We start from the raw sequence: 20,741 nt of genomic DNA, 5'->3' as shown, positions 1-20,741 counted from the left end.
GGGAACGACGGCGCGGCCGTTCGTGGTGCGGGAGCTGTTTTCCGGGAGGGGCTTCCCACCGAAAGCGGCCGGGAGCGGGCAGAATGCGGACCGGACCTGTCAGGCAGTGGCAGGCGGCGAGGGAAGGTGTGAGGGATGTCGGAGGCCAGCAACTCGGTGCCGGCCGGTGGGGGAGCGGCCGGCCGGGCCGACCGGGCAGTGCAATGGCGGGCGCTCGCGTCGACGTACGCGCTGCTGCCGCTGCGGATCTTCCTCGGCGTCACCTTCGTCTACGCCGCCCTGGACAAGCTCTCCGACGCCCACTTCCTGGCCGGGGCGGGCGACCCTGCCTCCTTCGTCTCGCAGACCCAGGCCGCCAAGGCGGGCGGCAGCCCGATCTCCTTCCTGCTCGGCCCCGCCCTCGACCACCCGACCCTGTTCGCGCTCGCCATCGCCTTCGGCGAGCTGGCGGTCGGCCTCGGCACCCTGCTCGGTCTCTGGGGCCGCGCCGCCGCGCTCGGCGGCGCGCTGCTCAACCTCAGCCTGTGGCTGACCGTCAGCTGGAGCGTCACGCCGTACTACCTCGGCAACGACCTGGTCTACCTGATGGCCTGGACCCCGCTGCTGCTGGCCGGCACGCCGTACCTCTCGGTGGACGGCTACCTGGCCCGCCGGGCCGAGCGGGACCGCGCGCGGGGGCTGGGCGAGGACCACGTCAAGCGCCGGGCCGTGGTGGACGGCGGGATCGCGGCTGTCGCGATCGGCGGGGCCGGGCTGCTCACCGGCTCGCTGACCCGGACCTTCGGCCGGGACAGGTCGGCCGCCGCCAAGGAGCCGGCGGCCCCGGTCTCCGCCGCCCCGGTCTCCGCCGCCCCGGTCTCTGCCGCCCCGGTCTCCGGGGCCCCGGTCTCCGAGGCCCCGGCACTGGCCCCCGCGGTGCCCGCCGCGAGCGTGCCGGTCGGCGGCTCGGCCCAGGTCAAGGACCCGGTCACCGGTGACGCCGTCTACATCGTGCAGCCCAAGGCCGGCCAGTACTGCGCGTTCTCCGCGGTGTGCACCCACACCGGCTGCGCCGTGGACGCGCCGAAGGACGGCCGGCTGTACTGCCCCTGCCACGGCTCCCGGTTCGACGCCGCGACCGGTGCGGTGATCAACGGGCCGGCGGTCAAGCCGCTGCCCAGGTACGCCGTCAGCAAGAACGGGGACCAGCTGACCCTGGGCCCGCAGCAGAGCTGAGGACCCAGGGCCGGCCAGGGCTTTTCCTCGCGGTTGTCCCGCGCGGTCATTCCTCGCGGTCCGGCCGGCCGCGCCGGGCCACCGCCGCGACCGCGCCGGCCAGACCGCCGACGCCGAGCACGATGAAGGTGACCGGGATGACGATCCGCCCGTTCACCGACTGGTCGTTGAGCGCCGCGACCAGGTAGAGCACGGCGATCACGGTGAACAGCGCGCCCGCGATCAGCGAGAACAGGTCGAGCCGGTGCTTCCTCACTGCTGGACCACCTTGATGTTGCCGAGCCCGATTCCGAGTTCGAGATTGAGGGTGCCCTTGGCCGGCTGCCCGCCGGCAGGGCCGATCAGGTAGTTGTGCCGCCCGGTACTGTCGCTGCGCTCACCGGGGACGGTGACGTTGCCCAGGCCGATCCGGGTCACCAGGTTCACCGTCACGTCGTCCGGCACGGTGACGGTCATGTCGCCGGTGCCGAGGTCGACCTTGGTGGCGAGGGTGGCCCCGGCCGGGTCGACCGCGGACAGGTCCAGCCTGATCTGTCCGGCGCCCAGGTTGTACCGGTCGTGCAGGTCGGCCGCCGAGGCGACGGTCCAGTCGCGTTCGCCGACCGCGTTGCGCATGGAGTCCGGCGAGTGGCCGACGAAGGCCAGCGCCAGGGTGAGCAGCAGACCGGTCACCGCCAGCCTGCGGGCCCGGCCGAACTTCGCACCGACCAGCAGCGTCAGGCCCACCACCAGCAGCGCGGTGGCCAGCACCGTCGCGCCCAGCACGGTGGGGTTGTGGTGGTCGGAGGAGGCGGCCCAGACCGCGGCGCCCGCGCCGACCGCCAGCAGGAAGCCGAAGAAGCCGAGCGCCGAGCGCTCCCGGGGGTGCCGTACGGCGGCGGGCGCGGGGCCGTGCGTCGCACGCTCCTTGCGCAGCGGGTCGCCCTCCGGCAGGTCGGCGCGCTGCCACCAGGGCCGGGCCGGGCCGCCGACCGGCGGCACCGGGGTGCCGAACGGCGGGGTCGGGGTGGCCGAGGTGGCACCCCCGTACGGGTTGCGCTCGGGGTGGCGCGGGTCCCACAGGTAGCCGCCGACGCCGGGGGCCGGGCTGTCGGCGGGCACCTTCCCGGCGGCCCGGGCGGTGGCGTGCTCGGTCCGGGCCGACTCGTCCTGCTCCGGCCGCGGCCACCGGTAGGCCCCGGCGCCGCCGGTGACCTCGGGGCTCTCGGGCTCGGGGAAGTGGCGGTCGTACGGGCCGCCGCGCCGGTGCTCGCGCCCCCGGCCCCGGCGGCGCTCCGGGTCGTAGCGCACCGCCAGGAAGACCAGGGCGGCGAGCAGCAGCAGCGGGAAGATCTGGTCCCCGTCGCCCATCGAGGAGAAGAACACCCCGGTGCCGATCACGGTCAGCAGCACCGCGCCGACCGACTGGCCGTCCACCCGCCCGGTGAGCACCCGCTGGAGCTCGGTGCGCCCGCCGCGGCCCTTGGCCTCGTCGTCGGTCGGGACGATCAGCCAGGCCAGGCCGTACAGGAACAGCCCGAGGCCGCCGGAGAGGCAGAGCACCACCGTGACGATCCGGAAGACCACCGGGTCGATGTCCAGGTGCCGCCCGAGGCCGCCGCAGACGCCGGCCACCACGCGGTGGTGCTCGGCCCGGGTCAGTGGCGGGCGGTCCGGTTCCGGCTGGGCGGTGGGCCCGGCCTCCTCGATGCGGGGGTCCTCGGTCATGGGCACCATCCTTCCGGCAGGGGGTGGTCCGGCCCAACCGGGGCGACCCCTGCCCATACCCTGACTTGTCCCTGATACGGGATGGGGACACACCCTGATGCGCCCGCAGCTGCCCGCGTGGAACCATCGGTGGCGTGGCAGCCCCCGGTACCGATCCCCGATCCATCGCCCCCGACACCGCGTCGTCGGCCGGCGCCGACCCGAGCGCGCCCGACGGCGGGAGGCCGCCCTACCGGCGGCTCTACCGCAGTCCGCAGGGACGGATGCTGGGCGGGGTCGCGCACGGCCTGGCGGTGCACCTCGGGCTGCCGGTGCGATGGGTGCGGCTCGCCTTCGTCGTGCTGTTCTTCGCGCAGGGGATCGGCGCGCTGCTGTACGCCGCGTTCTGGTTCGTGGTGCCGATCGGCATAGGCGAGCCCTCGCAGCGCGGCGGAGCCCAGTGGGTCTACCTCAACGGGGTGTTCGTCCCGGCCTCGCCCGGGATGCCGGGCGGCCTGCTGAGCAAGGGCGGCCAGGCCGGCGGCTGGGTGGGCCGGATGCGCCAGCTGCTCCAGCACACCCTGCAGGGCGAGCCGGTGGCCGCCCCCGCGGAGGGCGAGGAGGCCGCGCCGGCCGGCAAGGGCGGGCAGGGAGGCCTCGGCCAGCTCGCCGCCCTGGTGATGACGGTGATCGGCCTGATCGCCCTGCTCAACGTGCTCGGCCTGCAGACCGCCAAGCCGTACACCTGGCCGCTGCTGGCGATCGGCGTCGGCGTGGCGCTGGTCTGGCGGCAGGCCGACGACTCGCGCTGGCAGCGCTGGTTCGGCATCGTGGAGGGCGAGAAGCGGCGCGGCGCCTACACCCGGGTCGGCGCGGGCGTACTGCTCGCGGTGGCCGGCACCATCGCGCTGCTCGCGATGCAGGGCAGCGGCTCCACGCTCGGCTCGGTGATCGAGGCCTCGCTCGCGGTGCTGGCCGGCGTGCTGGTGCTGCTCGGCCCGTACGGCCTGCGGCTCTGGCAGGACCTCGGGGCCGAGCGCACCGCCCGCATCCGTGCCCAGGAGCGGGCCGAGATCGCCGCGCACATCCACGACTCCGTGCTGCACACCCTGACCCTGATCCAGCGCCGGGCCGAGGACCCGAAGGAGGTGCTGCGGCTGGCCCGCTCGCAGGAGCGCGAGCTGCGGCTGTGGCTGTACCGCCCGGAGGCCGCCGCGGAGGCCGCGCCGGACACCATGGCGGAGACCCTGCGGGCCGCCGTCGCCGAGGTCGAGGACCGGCACGGCGTCCAGGTCGAGCTGGTGATCGTCGGCGACTGCCCGATGGACGAGAGGATCGCGGCACAGATGCAGGCCGCGAGGGAGGCGACCGTCAACGCGGCCAAGTACGGTGGCGGGGGACCGGTCCAGGTCTACGCCGAGGTGGAGGGGAGGGCGGTGTCGGTGTTCGTCCGCGACCACGGCCCCGGCTTCGACCCCGACACGGTGCCCGAGGACCGGATGGGCGTACGGGAGTCGATCATCGGCCGGATGAAGCGCAACGGCGGCACCGCTCGGGTGCGGCCGGCGGCGGGCGGCGGCACCGAGGTCGAGCTGGAGATGGAGAGAACGGATGACTGAGGCAGCTCCGGAGCGCACGGCGCGGGTCGTGCTGGTGGACGACCACCGGATGTTCCGGACGGGGGTCAGGGCCGAGATCGGCCGTACCGAGGTGACCGGCATCGACGTGGTCGGCGAGGCCGACGACGTCGACTCGGCGGTCCGCGTGGTCGCCGAGACCAGGCCGGACGTGGTGCTGCTCGACGTCCACCTGCCGGGCGGCGGCGGCGCCGAGGTGCTGCGCCGCTCGGTCGGGGTGATGGGCGAGCAGGGAGGGGTGAAGTTCCTGGCGCTGTCGGTGTCGGACGCCGCCGACGACGTCATCGGCGTCATCCGCGGGGGCGCGCGCGGCTACGTCACCAAGACCATCACCGGCACCGACCTGGTGAACGCGATCTTCCGGATCGCCGACGGCGACGCGGTGTTCTCGCCCCGGCTGGCCGGCTTCGTGCTGGACGCCTTCGCCGCCACCGACACCCCGCCGGTGGACGAGGACCTGGACCGGCTCACCCAGCGCGAGCGCGAGGTCCTGCGGCTGATCGCCCGCGGCTACGCCTACAAGGAGATCGCCAAGCAGCTCTTCATCTCGGTGAAGACGGTCGAGAGCCACGTCTCCGCCGTCCTGCGCAAGCTCCAGCTGAGCAACCGCCACGAGCTGACCCGCTGGGCCACCGCCCGCCGCCTGGTCTGACGACCTCGATTCCGTACCCGCTGTAGTCTCCCGGTGGCCCGGCGATGTCGGGCCACCGGGAGGGGGAGACGTGGGGGACGCAGCCAGGGCCGATCCGACCGGCCCGGCGAACGCGGGGAAGAAGACGCAGGACAGAGCGCTTCCCGGTCATCGGCAAGATCGTGAGCGGCCACGGGAAGACGATCACCCGGCAGGACCCCAGGTGATGGCCCGGGCACGATGGGGGCCCGTGACGGCGGTCCTCCTGGCACTTCTGGTCGGCTGGCTCTTCTGGCCGGAGCCCGACGAACCGGTCATGCCGGTCGAACAGGCGCAGCACCGGATCGAGGCCGAACTCGCCGATGTGGCCGGGGCGCTTCACCCGGACCTCCAGTGGACCGAGCCGAGGTACGGCAGTGACGCGGACACCACCGGGTTCTGCGGTACCTCCGGGTGCGAGAAGACGGGCCGGGCGGAACTGGCTGCCGGGCAGGTGGCCCGGGTCCGGGTCTCCGACGACCGGCGCGGTGAAACGCTCGACAGGGTCCAGGCGGTTTGGGCCGGAAAGGGCTATGCGGTCACGCGCACCTGGTACTCGCTGGAGGTGAAGGAGGACCGGAACCCGCGCTTCAGTCTCCGGTTCTCCGTCGAACAGGACGGCTGTGCGAGGTTCGCGGCCTCCCAGTACGACGTCAAGGACACCACCGGGCCCGATGGATCCGGCGGGTTCGCCCAGGGGCCGAAGGACTCCGCCGGCCAGTGCGCGACCGTCGACGACCCGTACTGGTCGCACTGACGCCGACGAACCCGTCCGCTCGGATCCTCCGGGGCGGGCGGGCTTGTCGGTGGGTGGCCATAGACTCGATGTGCCATGAGTAGCCTCTTTGACGACCTTCCGCTCCCCGGTTTCGAGGCACCCGCCGCCGGGTCGAAGCAGCCCGCCGCGCCCATCGACGAGGAGCCCCCGCCGTTCGAGGACGACGTCCCGTACGACGCGTACGAGGAGGCCATCCCGGACGGGCTGTTCCAGACCGACCATGCCGCCGAGACGGAGCGGGACGCCTGGTACCGCAACGGCGCCGCGCGGACGGTGGTGGACCCGGCGCAGCTGCTCGAGGGGATGAACGACCCGCAGCGCGAGGCGGTGCTGCACGCGGGCTCGCCGCTGCTGATCGTGGCCGGCGCCGGCTCGGGCAAGACCCGGGTGCTGACCCACCGGATCGCCCACCTGCTGGGCGCCCGCGGGGTGCAGCCGGGGGAGATCCTGGCGATCACCTTCACCAACAAGGCGGCCGGCGAGATGCGCGAGCGCGTCGAGGCGCTGGTCGGCCCGCGCGCCCGGGCGATGTGGGTCTCCACCTTCCACAGCGCCTGTGTGCGCATCCTGCGCCGCGAGTCCAAGCAGCTGGGCTTCACCTCCAGCTTCTCGATCTACGACTCGGCCGACTCGCAGCGGCTGATGTCGCTGGTCTGCCGCGACCTCGACCTGGACCCGAAGCAGTTCCCGCCGAAGTCCTTCACGGCGAAGATCAGCAACCTCAAGAACGAGCTGATCGACGAGGAGACCTTCGCCGACCGGGCCGCCAACCCGATGGAGAAGAAGCTCGCGGAGGCGTACGCGCTCTACCAGCGGCGCCTGCGCGAGGCCAACGCGCTGGACTTCGACGACATCATCATGACGACGGTGAACCTGCTGCAGGCCTTCCCCGACGTCGCCGAGCACTACCGGCGCCGGTTCCGGCACATCCTGGTCGACGAGTACCAGGACACCAACCACGCCCAGTACACGCTGGTCCGCGAGCTGACCGGCGGCTCGGTGGCCGACGCCCCCCGGCGCACCGTGGACGGCGAGCTCGTGAACCCGGCGGCCGGGCGCCTGGCCGAGGTGCCGCCGGCCGAGCTGTGCGTGGTCGGTGACGCGGACCAGTCGATCTACGCCTTCCGCGGCGCGACCATCCGCAACATCCTCCAGTTCGAGGAGGACTACCCGAACGCGACCACGATCCTGCTGGAGCAGAACTACCGCTCCACCCAGACGATCCTGAGCGCCGCCAACGCCGTCATCGAGCGCAACGCCAACCGCCGCGAGAAGAAGCTGTGGACGGCCGGCGAGCACGGCGAGAAGGTGATCGGCTACGTCGCGGACGACGAGCACGGCGAGGCCCAGTTCATCGCCGACGAGATCGACCGGCTCACCGACAAGGCCGAGGCCAAGCCGGGCGACGTCGCGATCTTCTACCGGACCAACGCCCAGTCCCGCGTGTTCGAGGAGGTGTTCATCCGGGTCGGCCTGCCGTACAAGGTGGTCGGTGGGGTGCGCTTCTACGAGCGCAAGGAGGTCCGGGACGTCCTGGCGTACCTGCGGGTGCTCTCCAACCCGGAGGACACCGTGCCGCTGCGCCGGATCCTCAACGTGCCCAAGCGCGGCATCGGCGAGCGGGCCGAGGCGATGATCGACGCGCTCGCCGCGCGGGAGCGGATCTCCTTCGCCCAGGCGCTGGTGCGGGTCGACGAGGCGTACGGGATGGCCGCGCGCTCGGCCAACGCCGTCAAGAAGTTCAACACCCTGATGGCCGGGCTGCGCCAGGTCGTCGAGTCGGGCGCGGGCCCGGCGGCGGTGCTGGAGGCCGTCCTGGAGGAGACCGGCTACCTGGCCGAGCTCCAGGCGTCGACGGACCCGCAGGACGAGACCCGGGTGGAGAACCTCCAGGAGCTCGCCTCCGTCGCCCTGGAGTACGAGCAGGACCCGGGCGAGCGGCCGGACGCCGGGGAGGAGGGCACGCCGCCGGTCGGCTCGCTGGCCGACTTCCTGGAGCGGGTCGCGCTGGTCGCCGACTCCGACCAGCTCCCGGATGCGAAGCAGTACGGGACAGAGGGAGGAAGTCCGGACGAGGACGAGGACGGGCAGGGCGTCATCACGATGATGACCCTGCACACCGCCAAGGGGCTGGAGTTCCCGGTGGTCTTCCTGACCGGCATGGAGGACGGGATCTTCCCGCACATGCGGGCGCTCAACCAGGTCAAGGAGCTGGAGGAGGAGCGCCGGCTCGCGTACGTCGGGCTCACCCGGGCCCGCGAGCGGCTGTACCTGACCCGCTCGGTGCTGCGCAGCGCCTGGGGGCAGCCGGCCTACAACCCGGCCTCGCGGTTCCTGGAGGAGATCCCGGAGGCGCTGGTGGAGTGGAAGCGCACCGGGGCGGCCCAGGCGCCGGTCCAGCGCGGCTACTCCTCGGGCTCGTCCTGGGGCAAGTCCTCGTCCGGGGGCGGGAGTTCGCGTTCGTCCTCGTCGGCTTCGCCGAAGGCCGGCTGGGGGCAGTCGGCGCGGCGCGGCGGCCAGGTGGTGGAGCGCGAGGCCGTCTCGCTGGCGGTCGGCGACCGGGTCACCCACGACAGCTTCGGGCTGGGCACGGTGGTGGCCGTCACGGGCGTCGGCGACCGGGCCCAGGCCACCGTCGACTTCGGCACCGACGGGCGCAAGCAGCTGCTGCTGCGCTACGCGCCGGTGGAGAAGCTCTGATCCGCTAGCGCGGGTCCAGCCCGTTCGAGAGGAACCAGGGCAGCGGGTCGATCGGCCCGCTGCCCGGCGGCCGGATCTCGAAGTGCAGGTGCGGGCCGGTGCTGTTGCCGCTGCTGCCGACGAAGGCGATCACGTCACCCTGCTTCACCGGGCCCTTGCGCACCTTGTACGCCCGCAGGTGGCAGTACCAGGCCTCGGTGCCGTCGGGCATCTTGATGATCGTCATGTAGCCGTAGAACGGGTTCCACTGGGTCCGAAGGGTGCCGTCGGTCACGGCGTAGACCTCGGAGCCGCCGTCCACCGGGAAGTCGATGCCGGTGTGCCGGTTGGCCCAGTGGGTGCCGGCCTCGCCGAACAGTTCGCCCAGGCCGTGCCGGGCGACCGGCATGGCCACCTTGGGCTTGGCCGGCTCGGGCGTCGGCTCGGCGGTGGGCTGCGCGGTGGGGGCCCCGGCAGGGGCGTCGGTGGGTTGGGCGCCGGCCAGGGGCTGGCGGGCGTCGCCGCGCGAGGCCTGGGCCGGGGCGCCGGCCGCGACCGCCCGGGCGGCCGCCGCCTGCGCGGTCGCGGTGTCCTCCGCCGCGGCCTGCGGTACCTGCCCGGAGGCCTGGGCGCGCTGCTGGTCGGCCTCCCCCTGCACCGTGATCGCCGCCGCCGCGGCCACCCCGAGCGCGGCCACCGACGGCAGCGCGACCCGCAGCAGCGCCGTCCGGGTGGCCGCCTTGGCGGCGCCGCGGCGCTGGGCACGGGACTGCTCGCGGGCCGCGAGGCGCAGCTCCGCACGGGTCGGACGGGCGGCTGCATCGGGAGCCATCGGGGGCTGCCTCCTCGGTGGGCCTCGGACGTCGTCGGTCGAGGGAAATCAGCCGTGACTGTAGCTCCATCACCGATGCCCCGGAAAAACCCGCGGATGTCAAGGGGGCGGCCGGGGGGTCTGTGCGGAGGTTGCGGGGAGGCGGGGTATACCCGCTGGTAGCAAGGCCCGGAGCTGTGACTTTGCCCTCCTCTTCGGAGGCGGCACGGTCAACCGCGCCCGGTGGCGCTAACCTCCCCTCAGGTTGTTATTGACCGTTAACCGCGCCGGCGGCCCGCGAGGCCCGGTCGGATGGTGGACGACGAGGTCCAGGAGGCAGTCATGAGTGTGTCGGGGCCGATCCGTGTGGTGGTCGCCAAGCCCGGGCTCGACGGTCACGACCGTGGTGCCAAGGTCATCGCGCGCGCCCTGCGCGACGCCGGTATGGAGGTCATCTACACCGGCCTGCACCAGACGCCCGAGCAGGTCGTCGACACCGCGATCCAGGAGGACGCGGACGGCATCGGGCTGTCGATCCTCTCCGGCGCCCACATGACGCTGTGCGCGCGGGTGCTGGAGCTGCTGAAGGAGCGCGACGCCGAGGACATCAAGGTCTTCTGCGGGGGGATCATCCCGGACGAGGACATCGCCGAGCTCAAGGCGATGGGCGTCGCGGACATCTTCACCCCGGGCACGCCGACCCGGGACGTGGTCGCCTGGGTCGAGTCGAACCTGCGGGCCGGCTGAGCCACGGCGCGTCGAGCGGGCCGGTCCTTTCCCGGGCCGGCCCGCTCCGTCGTCCCGGCCTGTTCCTTCGTTCAGGGGCGCGGGAGCCCCGGGTCAGCCCGCCAGTTCCGCGAGCATCGCCGCCCGGAAGCGCAGGGTGCCCGCCAGCCGGGTGAAGGTCTCGGACCAGGCGGAGTCCGGGGCGGCCCCGGCGGCCAGCTCCTCCACCGCGGCGGCCGTCTCCGGGGCGAGCGCGCGCTCCGTCATCCCGAGCACCCCGCTGTGGCTCCACGGGTACGCCCCGGAGGCCGCCGCCCGGGCCAGGGCGCCCACCACGGCGGTGGACAGCGGCGGCGTCCACGGGGTGGTGCAGGCGCCGAGCAGCTGGAAGGCCTCGCCCAGCCCGTGCACCTCGATGAACGCGGCCGTCCAGGCGGCGCGCTCCTCGGGCGGCAGGACGGCCAGCAGCTTGGCCGGGGCGCCGGTGGCGCGCGGCGCCCGCGCCCGCGTACCGCGCCCGGGCGGGACGGGGGCCGGACCGAGCAGCGCCCGGGCCCAGTCCTCGTCCTGCTGGCGGACGGCGGCCCGGGCCCAGGCCTCCCGCAGGTCGTCGGCCCAGCTGCTGCTGGTCTCGTCGATGCTGTCGCCGGCCCGCAGGGCGAGCAGTTGCTCGGGAGTCAGCCCGGTGCTCTCCGGCCAGACCGACAGCGGTGCGGCGGCCACCACCTCGCCGAACCACCAGGCCCGTTCGCCGCGCCCGGTGGGCGACTTGGGCGCGATCCCGTCGCGCTGCATCTGCGCGTCGCACTCGGCGGGCGGGGTGACCAGCAGGTGCGTGCCGGTGTCGGCGAGCCGGACGGCGGCTTGCGCCCGCTCGGCCATCCGGCGGGCCAGCGCGGAGCCGGGCAGAGTGGAGAGCAGTTCGGCGGCGGTGGCCCGGACGTTCTTGCTGCGGTCGCCGAGGGCGGCCTCCAGGAACGGTTCGTCGGCGGGGGACAGGCCGTCCTGGAGGGCGTCCAGGAAGAGCAGGCGGTCCTCGGCGCGCTCGGTGGACCAGGTGCCGCGCAGCAGTTCCAGGCCGGCCGCGGGATCGCGGCGGCGCAACAGCGTGAGGTGGGTGACCCGCTCGGCGAACAGGCCCTCGTGCCAGAGCCGGTCGTCCGTGGGCTGTTGCGGTATCTCAGGGGTGGTGGTGCGCAGCACGAACCGCCAGTCGGGGTTCTGCTCGGCCAGCCAGCGGCCCAGCGGACCGGCCAACGCCACGGCGTCGGCGCGCAGTTCGCTGCGGGCGCGGGCGGCGTCGAGCAGGCCGGGTATCAGCGCGGTGGGCGGGCGCAGGCCCCGGGCCCGGGCGGTGCCGAGCCACTGCGGCAGCAGCTCGGCCAGGTTGGCCAGGGTGCCGCCGCCGCTGCCGCCGGTCCGCCCCGAGAGCAGGACGGCCAGTCGGCGGGCGGCCGGTTCGGGCAGCTCCGGGCGGGTGTCCTCGGCCGCGGGCGGGCCGGGCGGCTCGGCGGCCGGTACGGGCAGCGCGCCGGCCCGGCGGCGGACAGCGGCCAGCGCGGCCAGCTCCAGCAGGGCGGTGGCCGGATCGCCCTGGTCCACGGCGCCGGCGAGCGGCAGGGCGGTGGCCGGGAGCGGGCGGCGGTCGGTGCCGAGCAGGGCGCTGGTGTGCAGGGTCTCCCACGGGTCCTGGGTGATCGTCATGCCGAGTTCTCCTGGGCGTGTCTTGGGGGTTTCGTCGGATCAGGCCGCGGCGTCAGGGGGCGTGCATCGCAGGGCGGAGGCTGGGGGCGGAGTCACTGCGGTGGGAACACCTCCCCGGCTGCCGGGCCGGGGCCATGGGTGACCGACCACAGCGCGGCGAGGTGCGTGCCATGGCGTCGCGGGCCCGGCAGGGATCCACAGGACACGCCCTAGGCGTTGGCGAGGCCGACCGGGCGCCGGCCGGCGGCCCAGGCCGTGACCGGGGCGAAGCCCTGGTGGCCGTACTCGCCGAAGACCGTCAGCGGGCGGCCGGTGGAGACCGCGGCCAGCCGCCACAGCGCGGCCTCCGGGACGGCCGAGGTGCGGACCGCAACGGTGTGGTGGCCGTCCGTCAGGAACCAGCCGTCCGGAGCGCGGACCGGGACGACGTCGCCGAGGACGGTCGGCCGGCTCTCCAGCCACGGGTCGTCGGCGACGGCGGTGCCGTAGCCGGCCACCGCCTCGGCGACGGTGAGTCCGGCGGGCGGGTCGGCGGGGCCCGGCTCGGGGGCGCCGTAACGCTCGCCGAGGGTGGCGCGCAGCGGGTGGGCGGCGGGGAAGTAGGCGAGGTCGGCCTCCACCAGGCGGCCGGTGGGCAGGGCGAGGGCGGGGGCCTGGCCCTGGTGGCCGAAGGACAGCAGTACGGCCGGGCGGCCGGTCTTGGCGCCGCGCAGCCAGACCCGGCGGGTGGTGAGCCGCTCGTCCGTGGTGTCGCGGGTGCCGAGCACCAGCCAGCGGTCGCGGATGGTGGGGCCCGCCTTGCCGGTGTCCGCGGGGTAGCCGACCCGGGTGCGGACGGTGGCGGCCAGCTCGGCCGGCAGCTCGTCCATCCGGGTGGCGGCGGTGGCCAGCAGGTGCAGCATCGCGTACTCCTCCAGCAGTCGCTCCTGCGGCAGCGCGTCCAGCTCGCGGACCCGGGTGGCCAGGCCGGGGGCCTGCGCGTCGACCATCCGGGCGGCGACCTCCTCCCAGGGGCCGGCGGTGGACTGGTCGGCCAGGCCGTGCCGGATCCGGTCGGCCAGCCGCAGCCGCAGCTCGGCCGCGCCGGCCGCGACCCGGGCGCCGCGCTGGGCGGCCCGGCGGCGGGCGGCCTCCGGGTCGGCCTGCTTCTCCACGCGCTTCTCCGCGCGCTCCTGGCGGGACTTGAGCCACTCGGCCACCCAGTCGGCGGGTTCGCCGGCCGGGACGGCCTCCGGGGATCCGCTCCACAGCAGGAGGAGCCCGAGCGCGTGCTTGCACGGGAACTTCCGGCTGGGGCAGCTGCACTGGTAGGCGGGCGTGGCGAGTTCGATCGCGGTGCGGTACGGCGTGCGGCCGCTGCCCTTGCACTCGCCCCAGAGCGCGGTGCCGTCGGTGCCGGTGCCGGACCACGGCGCGGGCGCGGAGAGCTTGCCCGCCGCCTTCTGCGAGGCGGCGTCAGGTGCCAGGGACAGGACGTGTTCGGTGCTCCAGCGTTCCTCCATGCGACCGACCGTAGGCGGCGGCACTGACAGCGGCTGACGGTCCGTCCGCAGCCCCCGCCGGGTCGGCTGCCGATGTCAGTGGCCCGGTGCAGGGTGGTTCCCACAGGCCGGGACGCCGACCTGGCTCCCCCCGATCACCCTGCCGCCCAGGGCACCCGTGTGCCCGGCGGCCGACCCGAAGGAGCCCCCATGACCGACGTTCTGCGGCAGCACGCCGAGGACGCCTTCGCCGGTGAACTGGCCGCGCTGGCCGCGCAGGACGACCGTCCGCGCCCCGAGCGCTGGAAGCTCTCGCCGTGGGCCGTGGCGACGTACCTGCTCGGCGGCGAACTGCCCGACGGCACCCGGATCACCCCCAAGTACATCGGTCCGCGCCGGGTCGTCGAGGTCGCCGTGACGACCCTGGCGACGGACCGCGCGCTGCTGCTGCTCGGTGTGCCGGGCACCGCGAAGACCTGGGTGTCCGAGCACCTGGCCGCGGCGATCAGCGGCGACTCCACGATGCTGGTGCAGGGCACCGCCGGCACCCCCGAGGAGGCCGTCCGGTACGGCTGGAACTACGCCCAGCTGCTCACCCACGGGCCCAGCCGGGACGCCCTGGTGCCCTCGCCGCTGATGCGGGCGATGGCCGACGGCAGGATCGCCCGGGTCGAGGAGCTCACCCGCATCCCGGCCGACGTGCAGGACAGCCTGATCACCATCCTGTCCGAGAAGACCCTTCCGGTGCCGGAGCTGGGCTCCGAGACGCAGGCGGTGCGCGGCTTCAACGTGATCGCCACCGCCAACGACCGTGACCGTGGCGTCAACGAGCTGTCCAGCGCGCTGCGCCGCCGCTTCAACACCGTGGTGCTGCCGCTGCCGGGCTCGCTGGACGAGGAGGTCGACATCGTCACCCGCCGGGTCAACCAGCTCGGCCGCTCCCTGGAGCTGCCCGAACTGCCCGGCGGCGCCGAGGAGATCAGGCGCGTGGTCACCGTCTTCCGCGAGCTGCGGGCCGGGATCACGGTGGACGGCCGGACGAAGGTCAAGACCCCGAGCGGCACCCTCTCCACCGCCGAGGCGATCTCGGTGGTGACCAACGGACTCGCTCTGGCCACCCACTTCGGCGACGGCGTGCTGCGCGCCGGGGACGTGACGGCCGGGATCCTCGGCGCCGTCGTCCGCGACCCGGTGGCGGACCAGGCGGTCTGGCGCGAGTACGTCGAAGGGGTGGTGCGCGAGCGCGACGGCTGGAAGGACTTCTACCGCGCCGCCCGCGAGGTGACGGTATGACGACCTCCGAGGTCGCCCTGCTGGGCATCCGCCACCACGGCCCCGGCTCGGCCCGGGCGGTGGCCGCCGCGCTGGCGCAGTGGCGGCCGGACGCGGTGCTGATCGAGGGCCCGCCGGAGGCCGACGGGATCGTCCACCTGGCCGCCGAGAAGGACCTGGTCCCGCCGGTGGCCCTGCTCGCCCACGCGGTGGACGACCCGGCGAAGGCCGCCTTCTGGCCGTATGCCGAGTTCTCCCCGGAGTGGGTGGCGATCCGGCACGCCGTGGAGCACGACCTGCCGGTCCGCTTCATCGACCTGCCCGCCGGGTACGGCTTCGCGCCGGCCCCGGAGGAGGACGCCGCCCCGGAGACGGCCGCCGAGGAGAGCGCCGAGGGGGACACTGCCGAGGAGGACGGCGCCGAGCCGGTCGCCGACCCGCTGGCGCTGCTCGCCGAGGCGGCCGGGCACGACGACGCGGAGCGCTGGTGGGAGGACGTGGTCGAGCACCGCGCGCCCGGCGGCGACGCGCTGGCGCCGTTCGCCGCCGTCGCCGAGGCGATGGGTGCGCTGCGCGCCGAGGGCCTCGGCGGGTGCCGCCGGGACCTGCTGCGCGAGGCGTACATGCGCCAGCAGATCCGCGCCGCCCGCCGCGCCGGGCACCAGCGGATCGCCGTGGTCTGTGGGGCCTTCCACGTCCCCGCGCTGGAGCGGATGCCCACCGTCGCCCACGACCGGGCGCTGCTCGCCGGGCTGCCGAAGAAGGTGCGGACGGACATCACCTGGGTGCCGTGGACGCACCGCCGGCTCTCCCAGACCACCGGCTACGGCGCGGGCGTGCAGTCGCCCGGCTGGTACCACCACCTGTTCACCACCGACGGGGACCCGGTGCCGCGCTGGCTCACCCGGGCCGCCGACCTGCTGCGCGCCGAGGACCACCCGGTCTCCTCCGCGCACGTGATCGAGGCGGTCCGGCTCGCCGAGACGCTGGCCGTGCTGCGCGGCCGCCCGCTCGCCGGGCTGACCGAGACCTTGGACGCCGTGCGCGCGGTGCTCTGCGAGGGCTCGGACGTCGCCCTGGAGCTGGTCCGGGACCGCCTGGTGGTCGGCGACGCGCTCGGCGAGGTCCCGGACGCCGCTCCGGCGGTGCCGCTCCAGCGCGACCTGACCCGGTTGCAGCGCTCGCTGCGGCTCAAGCCCGAGGCCGCGCCGAAGGACGTCGACCTCGACCTGCGCAAGGAGACCGACGCGGCCCGCTCCCGGCTGCTGCACCGGCTGCGGCTGCTGGGCGTGGACTGGGGCGTGCCGGCGCGTTCCTCGGTGAACTCGACCGGGACGTTCCGGGAGAGCTGGCGGCTGTGCTGGCAGCCCGAGTTCGCGGTCCGGATCGCCGAGGCCGCCCAATGGGGCACCACCGTCGAGGAGGCGGCGGCCGACAAGGCCGTCGGCACCGCCCGCGCCGCCGAGGAACTCGCCGAGCTGACCGGCCTGGTGGAGACCTGCCTGCTGGCCGGGCTGTCCGGCGCACTGCCCGCCGTGATGCGGGTGCTCGCCGACTGCGCGGCCCTGGACGCCGACGTCGCGCACCTCGCGGGCGCGCTGCCCGCACTGGTCCGCGCGCTGCGCTACGGCGACGTACGCGGCACCGACCACGGCGCGCTCGCCGAGGCGGCCTCGGGCCTGGCCGAGCGGATCTGCGTCGGGCTGCCGCCCGCCTGCGTCGGCCTGGACGCGCAGAGCGCGGCGGCGATGCGCGGTCGCCTCGACGAGGTGCACGGCGCGATCGGCCTGCTGACCGCCGGCACCGACGCCACGGCCGGCACCGCGCCGGACCCCGACGGCCTGGCCGGCCTGGCCGATCGCTGGGCCGCCGCCCTGCGCTCGCTGGCCCGCCGCGAGCCGGCCGGCGGACCGGCCACCGGCGCCCCCGGGCTGCTGCGCGGCCGGGCCGTGCGGCTGCTGCTGGACGACGGCCGGCTCGACTCCGAGGAGGCCGGGCGACGGCTCCGGCTGGTGCTCTCCGTCGCCAACGCCCCGGCGGACGCGGCCGGTTGGGTCGAGGGCTTCCTGACCGGCGGCGGCGCCCTGCTGCTGCACGACCCGCGGCTGCTCGCCCTGCTGGACGAGTGGCTGACGGGGGTGAGCGGCGAGGTCTTCACCGACGTCCTGCCGCTGCTGCGCCGCACCTTCGCCGGACTGGAGGCGGGCGTGCGCACCACCATCGGCGGCCGGGTCGCGGCGGGCCCGCTCGGTGAGCCCCCGGCCGCGCAGGCCGCGGCCGGCGAGCTGGACCGGGCCCGCGCCGACGCCGCCGTCCCCGTGGTGGCCCTGCTGCTCGGTGTCCGTCCGAAGATCCCCCGGCAGGCCGCCGGCCGCGACACCTGACACCCGCCGCAGTGACACCCGCCGCAGTGACACTCGCCGCACTGAACACCTGCCCCACCCGCAGGACCCGCTGAAGGAGGAGGACGAGATGGCAGCGCCCACGACCGACGAACGGCTGCGCCGCTGGCGGCTGGTGCTCGGCGGTGAGGCCGACGGCACCGGCTGCACCCTGCGCGGCCGCGACGCCGCGATGGACGGCGCCCTCGCCGCGCTCTACCGGGGCGCCCCCGAGGAGGGCGCCCGGTCCGGCCGCACCGGCCGCCGCAGCGCCGGGCTGGGCGGCTCGGCCCCGCAGGTGGCCCGCTGGCTGGGCGACATCCGTGAGTACTTCCCGTCCACCGTCGTGCAGTTGATGCAGCAGGACGCGATCACCCGGCTCGGTCTGGACCGGCTGCTGCTGGAACCGGAGATGTTGGAGGCCGTCGAGCCGGACGTGCACCTGGTCGGCACCCTGCTCTCGCTCAAGCACGCGCTTCCCGAGACCACCCGGGAGAGCGCCCGGGCGGTGGTCGGCAAGGTGGTCGCCGACCTGGAGCGCCGGCTCGCCGACCGCACCCGGGCCACGCTCGGCGGCGCCCTCGACCGCAGCGCCAAGGTCAACCGTCCCCGCCACCGCGACATCGACTGGGACCGCACCATCCGGGCCAACCTGAAGAACTACCTGCCCGAGCACGGCACCGTCGTCCCCGAGCGGCTGGTCGGCTACGCCCGTGCCCAGCGCGCCGTGAAGAAGGACGTCATCCTCTGCATCGACCAGTCCGGCTCGATGGCGCCCTCGGTCGTCCACTCGGCGGTCTTCGGCGCGGTGCTCGCCTCGATGCGCACCCTGGACACCCGGCTGGTCGTCTTCGACACCTCGGTGGTCGACCTCACCGAACAGCTCACCGACCCGGTCGACGTCCTGTTCGCCACCCAGCTCGGCGGCGGCACCGACATCAACCGCGCGCTCGCCTACTGCCAGTCGAAGATCACGAGGCCCTCCGAGACCGTCGTGGTGCTGATCAGCGACCTGTACGAGGGCGGCATCCGGGACGGCATGCTCAAGCGGGTCGCCGCGATGAAGGCGGCCGGCGTCCAGTTCATCGCCCTGCTCGCGCTCTCCGACGAGGGGGCCCCGGCGTACGACCACGCGCACGCCGCCGCCCTGGCCTCGCTCGGGGCGCCGGCCTTCGCCTGCACCCCGGACGCGTTCCCGGAGATCATGGCGGCGGCCATCGAGAAGCGCCCGATCCCACAGCACCTGATCAAGGGGGCTGCACAGGGGATCTGAAGGGTTCATCCGAACGCGCTAATCCGCTCGATCGGTGGACCGGCCGTCCGGCCCCGCCCCTCCGGGCCTTCTGTGACGGTTCTCACCCAAGACGGGCAGGCCTCGGGCGGAACAGTCCCGTCCCACGGGGATAACCTGCCAGACGGACGTGACGCGCGTGTTGATTGACGTGTGCGCCCGTGGCTGTGTGGGCCGCAAGGCCGTACCTCTGCGTACCCGCACCGCCCCGACGACCCGCAGCGAAGATCCTGCCGTGGCACGCTCGTAGAGACACAATCCGCGACCACGAACAAGGACAAACACGTGGACCTGTTCGAGTACCAGGCGAGGGACCTCTTCGCCAAGCACGGCGTGCCCGTGCTTGACGGCGATGTCATCGAGACCGCCGCAGACGCTGCCGCCATCGCGGAGCGCTTCGGCGGCCGCGCCGTCGTCAAGGCTCAGGTGAAGGTGGGCGGCCGAGGCAAGGCCGGCGGCGTCAAGCTCGCCGCCGACCCGGCGGACGCCGTCGCCAAGGCCGAGCAGATCCTCGGCATGGACATCAAGGGCCACACCGTTCACAAGGTGATGCTGGCCCAGACCGCGGACATCAAGGACGAGTACTACGTCTCGTTCCTGCTGGACCGCACCAACCGCACCTTCCTGGCCATGGCCAGCGTCGAGGGCGGCGTGGAGATCGAGGTCGTCGCCGAGCAGAACCCCGACGCGCTCGCCAAGATCCCGGTCGACGCCAACGAGGGCTGCACCCCGGAGAAGGCCGCCGAGATCGTCGCCGCGGCGAAGTTCCCGGCCGAGGTCGCCGACCAGGTCGCCGAGGTCCTGCAGAAGCTGTGGACCGTCTTCATCAAGGAGGACGCCCTCCTCGTCGAGGTCAACCCGCTGATCAAGTCCGGCGACGGCAAGATCATCGCGCTCGACGGCAAGGTCTCCCTGGACGAGAACGCCGAGTTCCGCCAGCCGGAGCACGAGGCCCTGGAGGACAAGGCCGCGGCCAACCCGCTGGAGGCCGCCGCCAAGGCCAAGGGCCTGAACTACGTCAAGCTCGACGGCCAGGTCGGCATCATCGGCAACGGCGCGGGCCTCGTCATGAGCACCCTCGACGTGGTCGCCTACGCCGGTGAGAAGCACGGCGGCGTCAAGCCCGCCAACTTCCTCGACATCGGTGGCGGCGCCTCCGCCGAGGTCATGGCGAACGGCCTGGAGATCATCCTCGGCGACCCCGACGTCAAGTCGGTCTTCGTCAACGTCTTCGGCGGCATCACCGCCTGTGACGCGGTCGCCAACGGCATCGTGCAGGCCCTGGAGCTCCTCGCGAGCAAGGGCGAGAACGTCACCAAGCCGCTGGTCGTCCGCCTGGACGGCAACAACGCGGAGCTGGGTCGCAAGATCCTCGACGACGCCAACCACCCGCTGGTCCAGCGCGTGGACACCATGGACGGCGCCGCTGACCGCGCCGCCGAGCTGGCCAACAAGTAAGGAAGGGGACTTAACACCATGGCTATCTTCCTTACCAAGGACAGCAAGGTCATCGTCCAGGGCATGACCGGCGCCGAGGGCATGAAGCACACCCGCCGCATGCTCGCCTCCGGCACCCGGATCGTCGGCGGTGTCAACCCGCGCAAGGCCGGCACCACGGTCGACGTCGACGGCACCGAGATCCCGGTCTTCGGCTCCGTCGCCGAGGCGATGGAGAAGACCGGGGCCGACGTCTCCGTCCTCTTCGTGCCGCCGGCGTTCACCAAGGCCGCCGTGATCGAGGCCGTCGACGCCGAGATCGGCCTGGCCGTCGTCATCACCGAGGGCGTCCCGGTGCACGACACCGCCGCCTTCTGGGCGCACGCCGGTGCCAAGGGCAACAAGACCCGCATCATCGGCCCGAACTGCCCCGGCCTGATCAGCCCCGGACAGTCGAACGCCGGCATCATCCCGGCCGACATCACCAGCTCCGGCAAGATCGGTCTGGTCTCGAAGTCGGGCACCCTGACCTACCAGCTCATGTACGAGCTGCGGGACATCGGCTTCTCCTCGGCCGTGGGCATCGGCGGTGACCCGGTCATCGGGACCACCCACATCGACGCCCTCAAGGCCTTCCAGGAGGACCCGGAGACCGAGATCATCGTCATGATCGGTGAGATCGGTGGCGACGCCGAGGAGCGTGCCGCGGCCTACATCGCCGAGCACGTCACCAAGCCGGTCGTCGGCTACGTCGCGGGCTTCACCGCCCCCGAGGGCAAGACCATGGGCCACGCCGGCGCCATCGTCTCCGGCTCCTCGGGCACCGCCCAGGCCAAGAAGGAGGCCCTTGAGGCCGCCGGTGTCAAGGTCGGCAAGACGCCGTCCGAGACCGCCCGCCTGGCCCGCGAGATCATCGCCGCCCAGGGCTGATCCCGCCCCGCGCGTGACGAGCGCCCCCGCCCTCCCCGGGCGG

16 protein-coding genes are annotated in these 20,741 nt (G+C 74.0%); 11 read left to right on the top strand and 5 right to left on the bottom strand.

Features of this window, described 5'->3' with window-relative positions:
• Positions 1–135 precede the first annotated feature (135 nt).
• A complete protein-coding gene (locus tag ACFU7Y_RS17550) occupies positions 136–1,215 on the top strand; it encodes a ubiquinol-cytochrome c reductase iron-sulfur subunit (RefSeq protein WP_374120106.1) in 1,080 nt (359 codons plus the stop codon).
• 46 nt (positions 1,216–1,261) lie between these two features.
• On the opposite strand, the gene ACFU7Y_RS17545 is transcribed toward ACFU7Y_RS17550, so the two are convergent.
• Positions 1,262–1,471 (bottom strand): hypothetical protein, encoded by a 210-nt coding sequence (locus tag ACFU7Y_RS17545; RefSeq protein ID WP_049661234.1) that lies wholly within the window; start codon positions 1,469–1,471, stop codon positions 1,262–1,264.
• A complete protein-coding gene (locus ACFU7Y_RS17540) occupies positions 1,468–2,922 on the bottom strand; it encodes a PspC domain-containing protein (RefSeq protein ID WP_380768627.1) in 1,455 nt (484 codons plus the stop codon). The genes ACFU7Y_RS17545 and ACFU7Y_RS17540 overlap by 4 nt, the downstream gene beginning before the upstream one ends.
• Positions 2,923–3,056: 134 nt before the next feature.
• Between ACFU7Y_RS17540 and ACFU7Y_RS17535 the strand changes: the two genes are divergently transcribed.
• From ACFU7Y_RS17535 to pcrA, 4 genes are all read left to right on the top strand, one after another.
• Positions 3,057–4,520 (top strand): PspC domain-containing protein, encoded by a 1,464-nt coding sequence (locus ACFU7Y_RS17535; RefSeq protein ID WP_380768624.1) that lies wholly within the window; start codon positions 3,057–3,059, stop codon positions 4,518–4,520.
• The gene (locus ACFU7Y_RS17530) at positions 4,513–5,190 is read left to right on the top strand and encodes a response regulator transcription factor (protein WP_224283624.1); all 678 of its coding nucleotides are present in this window, start codon (positions 4,513–4,515) and stop codon (positions 5,188–5,190) included. Before ACFU7Y_RS17535 ends, ACFU7Y_RS17530 begins: the two co-directional genes overlap by 8 nt.
• Positions 5,191–5,419: 229 nt before the next feature.
• Complete coding sequence (locus ACFU7Y_RS17525; RefSeq protein ID WP_380768621.1) at positions 5,420–5,965, top strand: hypothetical protein; 546 nt, start codon at positions 5,420–5,422, stop codon at positions 5,963–5,965.
• 75 nt (positions 5,966–6,040) lie between these two features.
• A complete protein-coding gene (gene pcrA / locus ACFU7Y_RS17520; RefSeq protein WP_224283626.1) occupies positions 6,041–8,686 on the top strand; it encodes a DNA helicase PcrA in 2,646 nt (881 codons plus the stop codon).
• A 4-nt stretch (positions 8,687–8,690) separates the two neighbouring features.
• Here pcrA and ACFU7Y_RS17515 read toward each other — a convergent pair whose 3' ends face one another.
• Positions 8,691–9,497 carry a peptidoglycan DD-metalloendopeptidase family protein gene (locus tag ACFU7Y_RS17515; RefSeq protein WP_380768619.1) on the bottom strand — a complete coding sequence of 269 codons (807 nt, stop codon included), beginning with the start codon at positions 9,495–9,497 and terminating at the stop codon, positions 8,691–8,693.
• Between the two features lie 321 nt (positions 9,498–9,818).
• Here ACFU7Y_RS17515 and ACFU7Y_RS17510 point away from each other — a divergent pair, with 321 nt between their 5' ends.
• Positions 9,819–10,223, top strand: coding sequence for a cobalamin B12-binding domain-containing protein (locus ACFU7Y_RS17510; protein WP_224285525.1), 405 nt, complete (start codon positions 9,819–9,821; stop codon positions 10,221–10,223).
• Positions 10,224–10,316: 93 nt separating this feature from the next.
• Here ACFU7Y_RS17510 and ACFU7Y_RS17505 read toward each other — a convergent pair whose 3' ends face one another.
• Entirely contained in the window at positions 10,317–11,906 is a 1,590-nt protein-coding gene (locus tag ACFU7Y_RS17505; RefSeq protein ID WP_380768617.1) for a DUF5691 domain-containing protein, read from the bottom strand.
• A gap of 209 nt (positions 11,907–12,115) precedes the next feature.
• Positions 12,116–13,408, bottom strand: coding sequence for an SWIM zinc finger family protein (locus ACFU7Y_RS17500; RefSeq protein WP_380768615.1), 1,293 nt, complete (start codon positions 13,406–13,408; stop codon positions 12,116–12,118).
• A gap of 189 nt (positions 13,409–13,597) precedes the next feature.
• Here ACFU7Y_RS17500 and ACFU7Y_RS17495 point away from each other — a divergent pair, with 189 nt between their 5' ends.
• The 5 genes from ACFU7Y_RS17495 (at position 13,598) to sucD (ending at position 20,698) form a co-directional block, all read left to right on the top strand.
• Positions 13,598–14,680, top strand: coding sequence for an AAA family ATPase (locus tag ACFU7Y_RS17495; RefSeq protein ID WP_224285279.1), 1,083 nt, complete (start codon positions 13,598–13,600; stop codon positions 14,678–14,680).
• Entirely contained in the window at positions 14,677–17,043 is a 2,367-nt protein-coding gene (locus tag ACFU7Y_RS17490; protein ID WP_380768613.1) for a DUF5682 family protein, read from the top strand. Before ACFU7Y_RS17495 ends, ACFU7Y_RS17490 begins: the two co-directional genes overlap by 4 nt.
• An 88-nt stretch (positions 17,044–17,131) precedes the next feature.
• Positions 17,132–18,313 (top strand): VWA domain-containing protein, encoded by a 1,182-nt coding sequence (locus ACFU7Y_RS17485; RefSeq protein ID WP_380768611.1) that lies wholly within the window; start codon positions 17,132–17,134, stop codon positions 18,311–18,313.
• A gap of 303 nt (positions 18,314–18,616) precedes the next feature.
• Entirely contained in the window at positions 18,617–19,789 is a 1,173-nt protein-coding gene (gene sucC, locus ACFU7Y_RS17480; protein WP_224284842.1) for an ADP-forming succinate--CoA ligase subunit beta, read from the top strand.
• Positions 19,790–19,807: 18 nt separating this feature from the next.
• A complete protein-coding gene (sucD, locus tag ACFU7Y_RS17475) occupies positions 19,808–20,698 on the top strand; it encodes a succinate--CoA ligase subunit alpha (protein ID WP_224284841.1) in 891 nt (296 codons plus the stop codon).
• Positions 20,699–20,741 lie beyond the last annotated feature (43 nt).

It is taken from the genome of Kitasatospora sp. NPDC057542 (genome assembly GCF_042801945.1).
Lineage (GTDB): Bacteria > Actinomycetota > Actinomycetes > Streptomycetales > Streptomycetaceae > Kitasatospora.
This window is presented reverse-complemented; position numbering and strand designations above follow the sequence as displayed.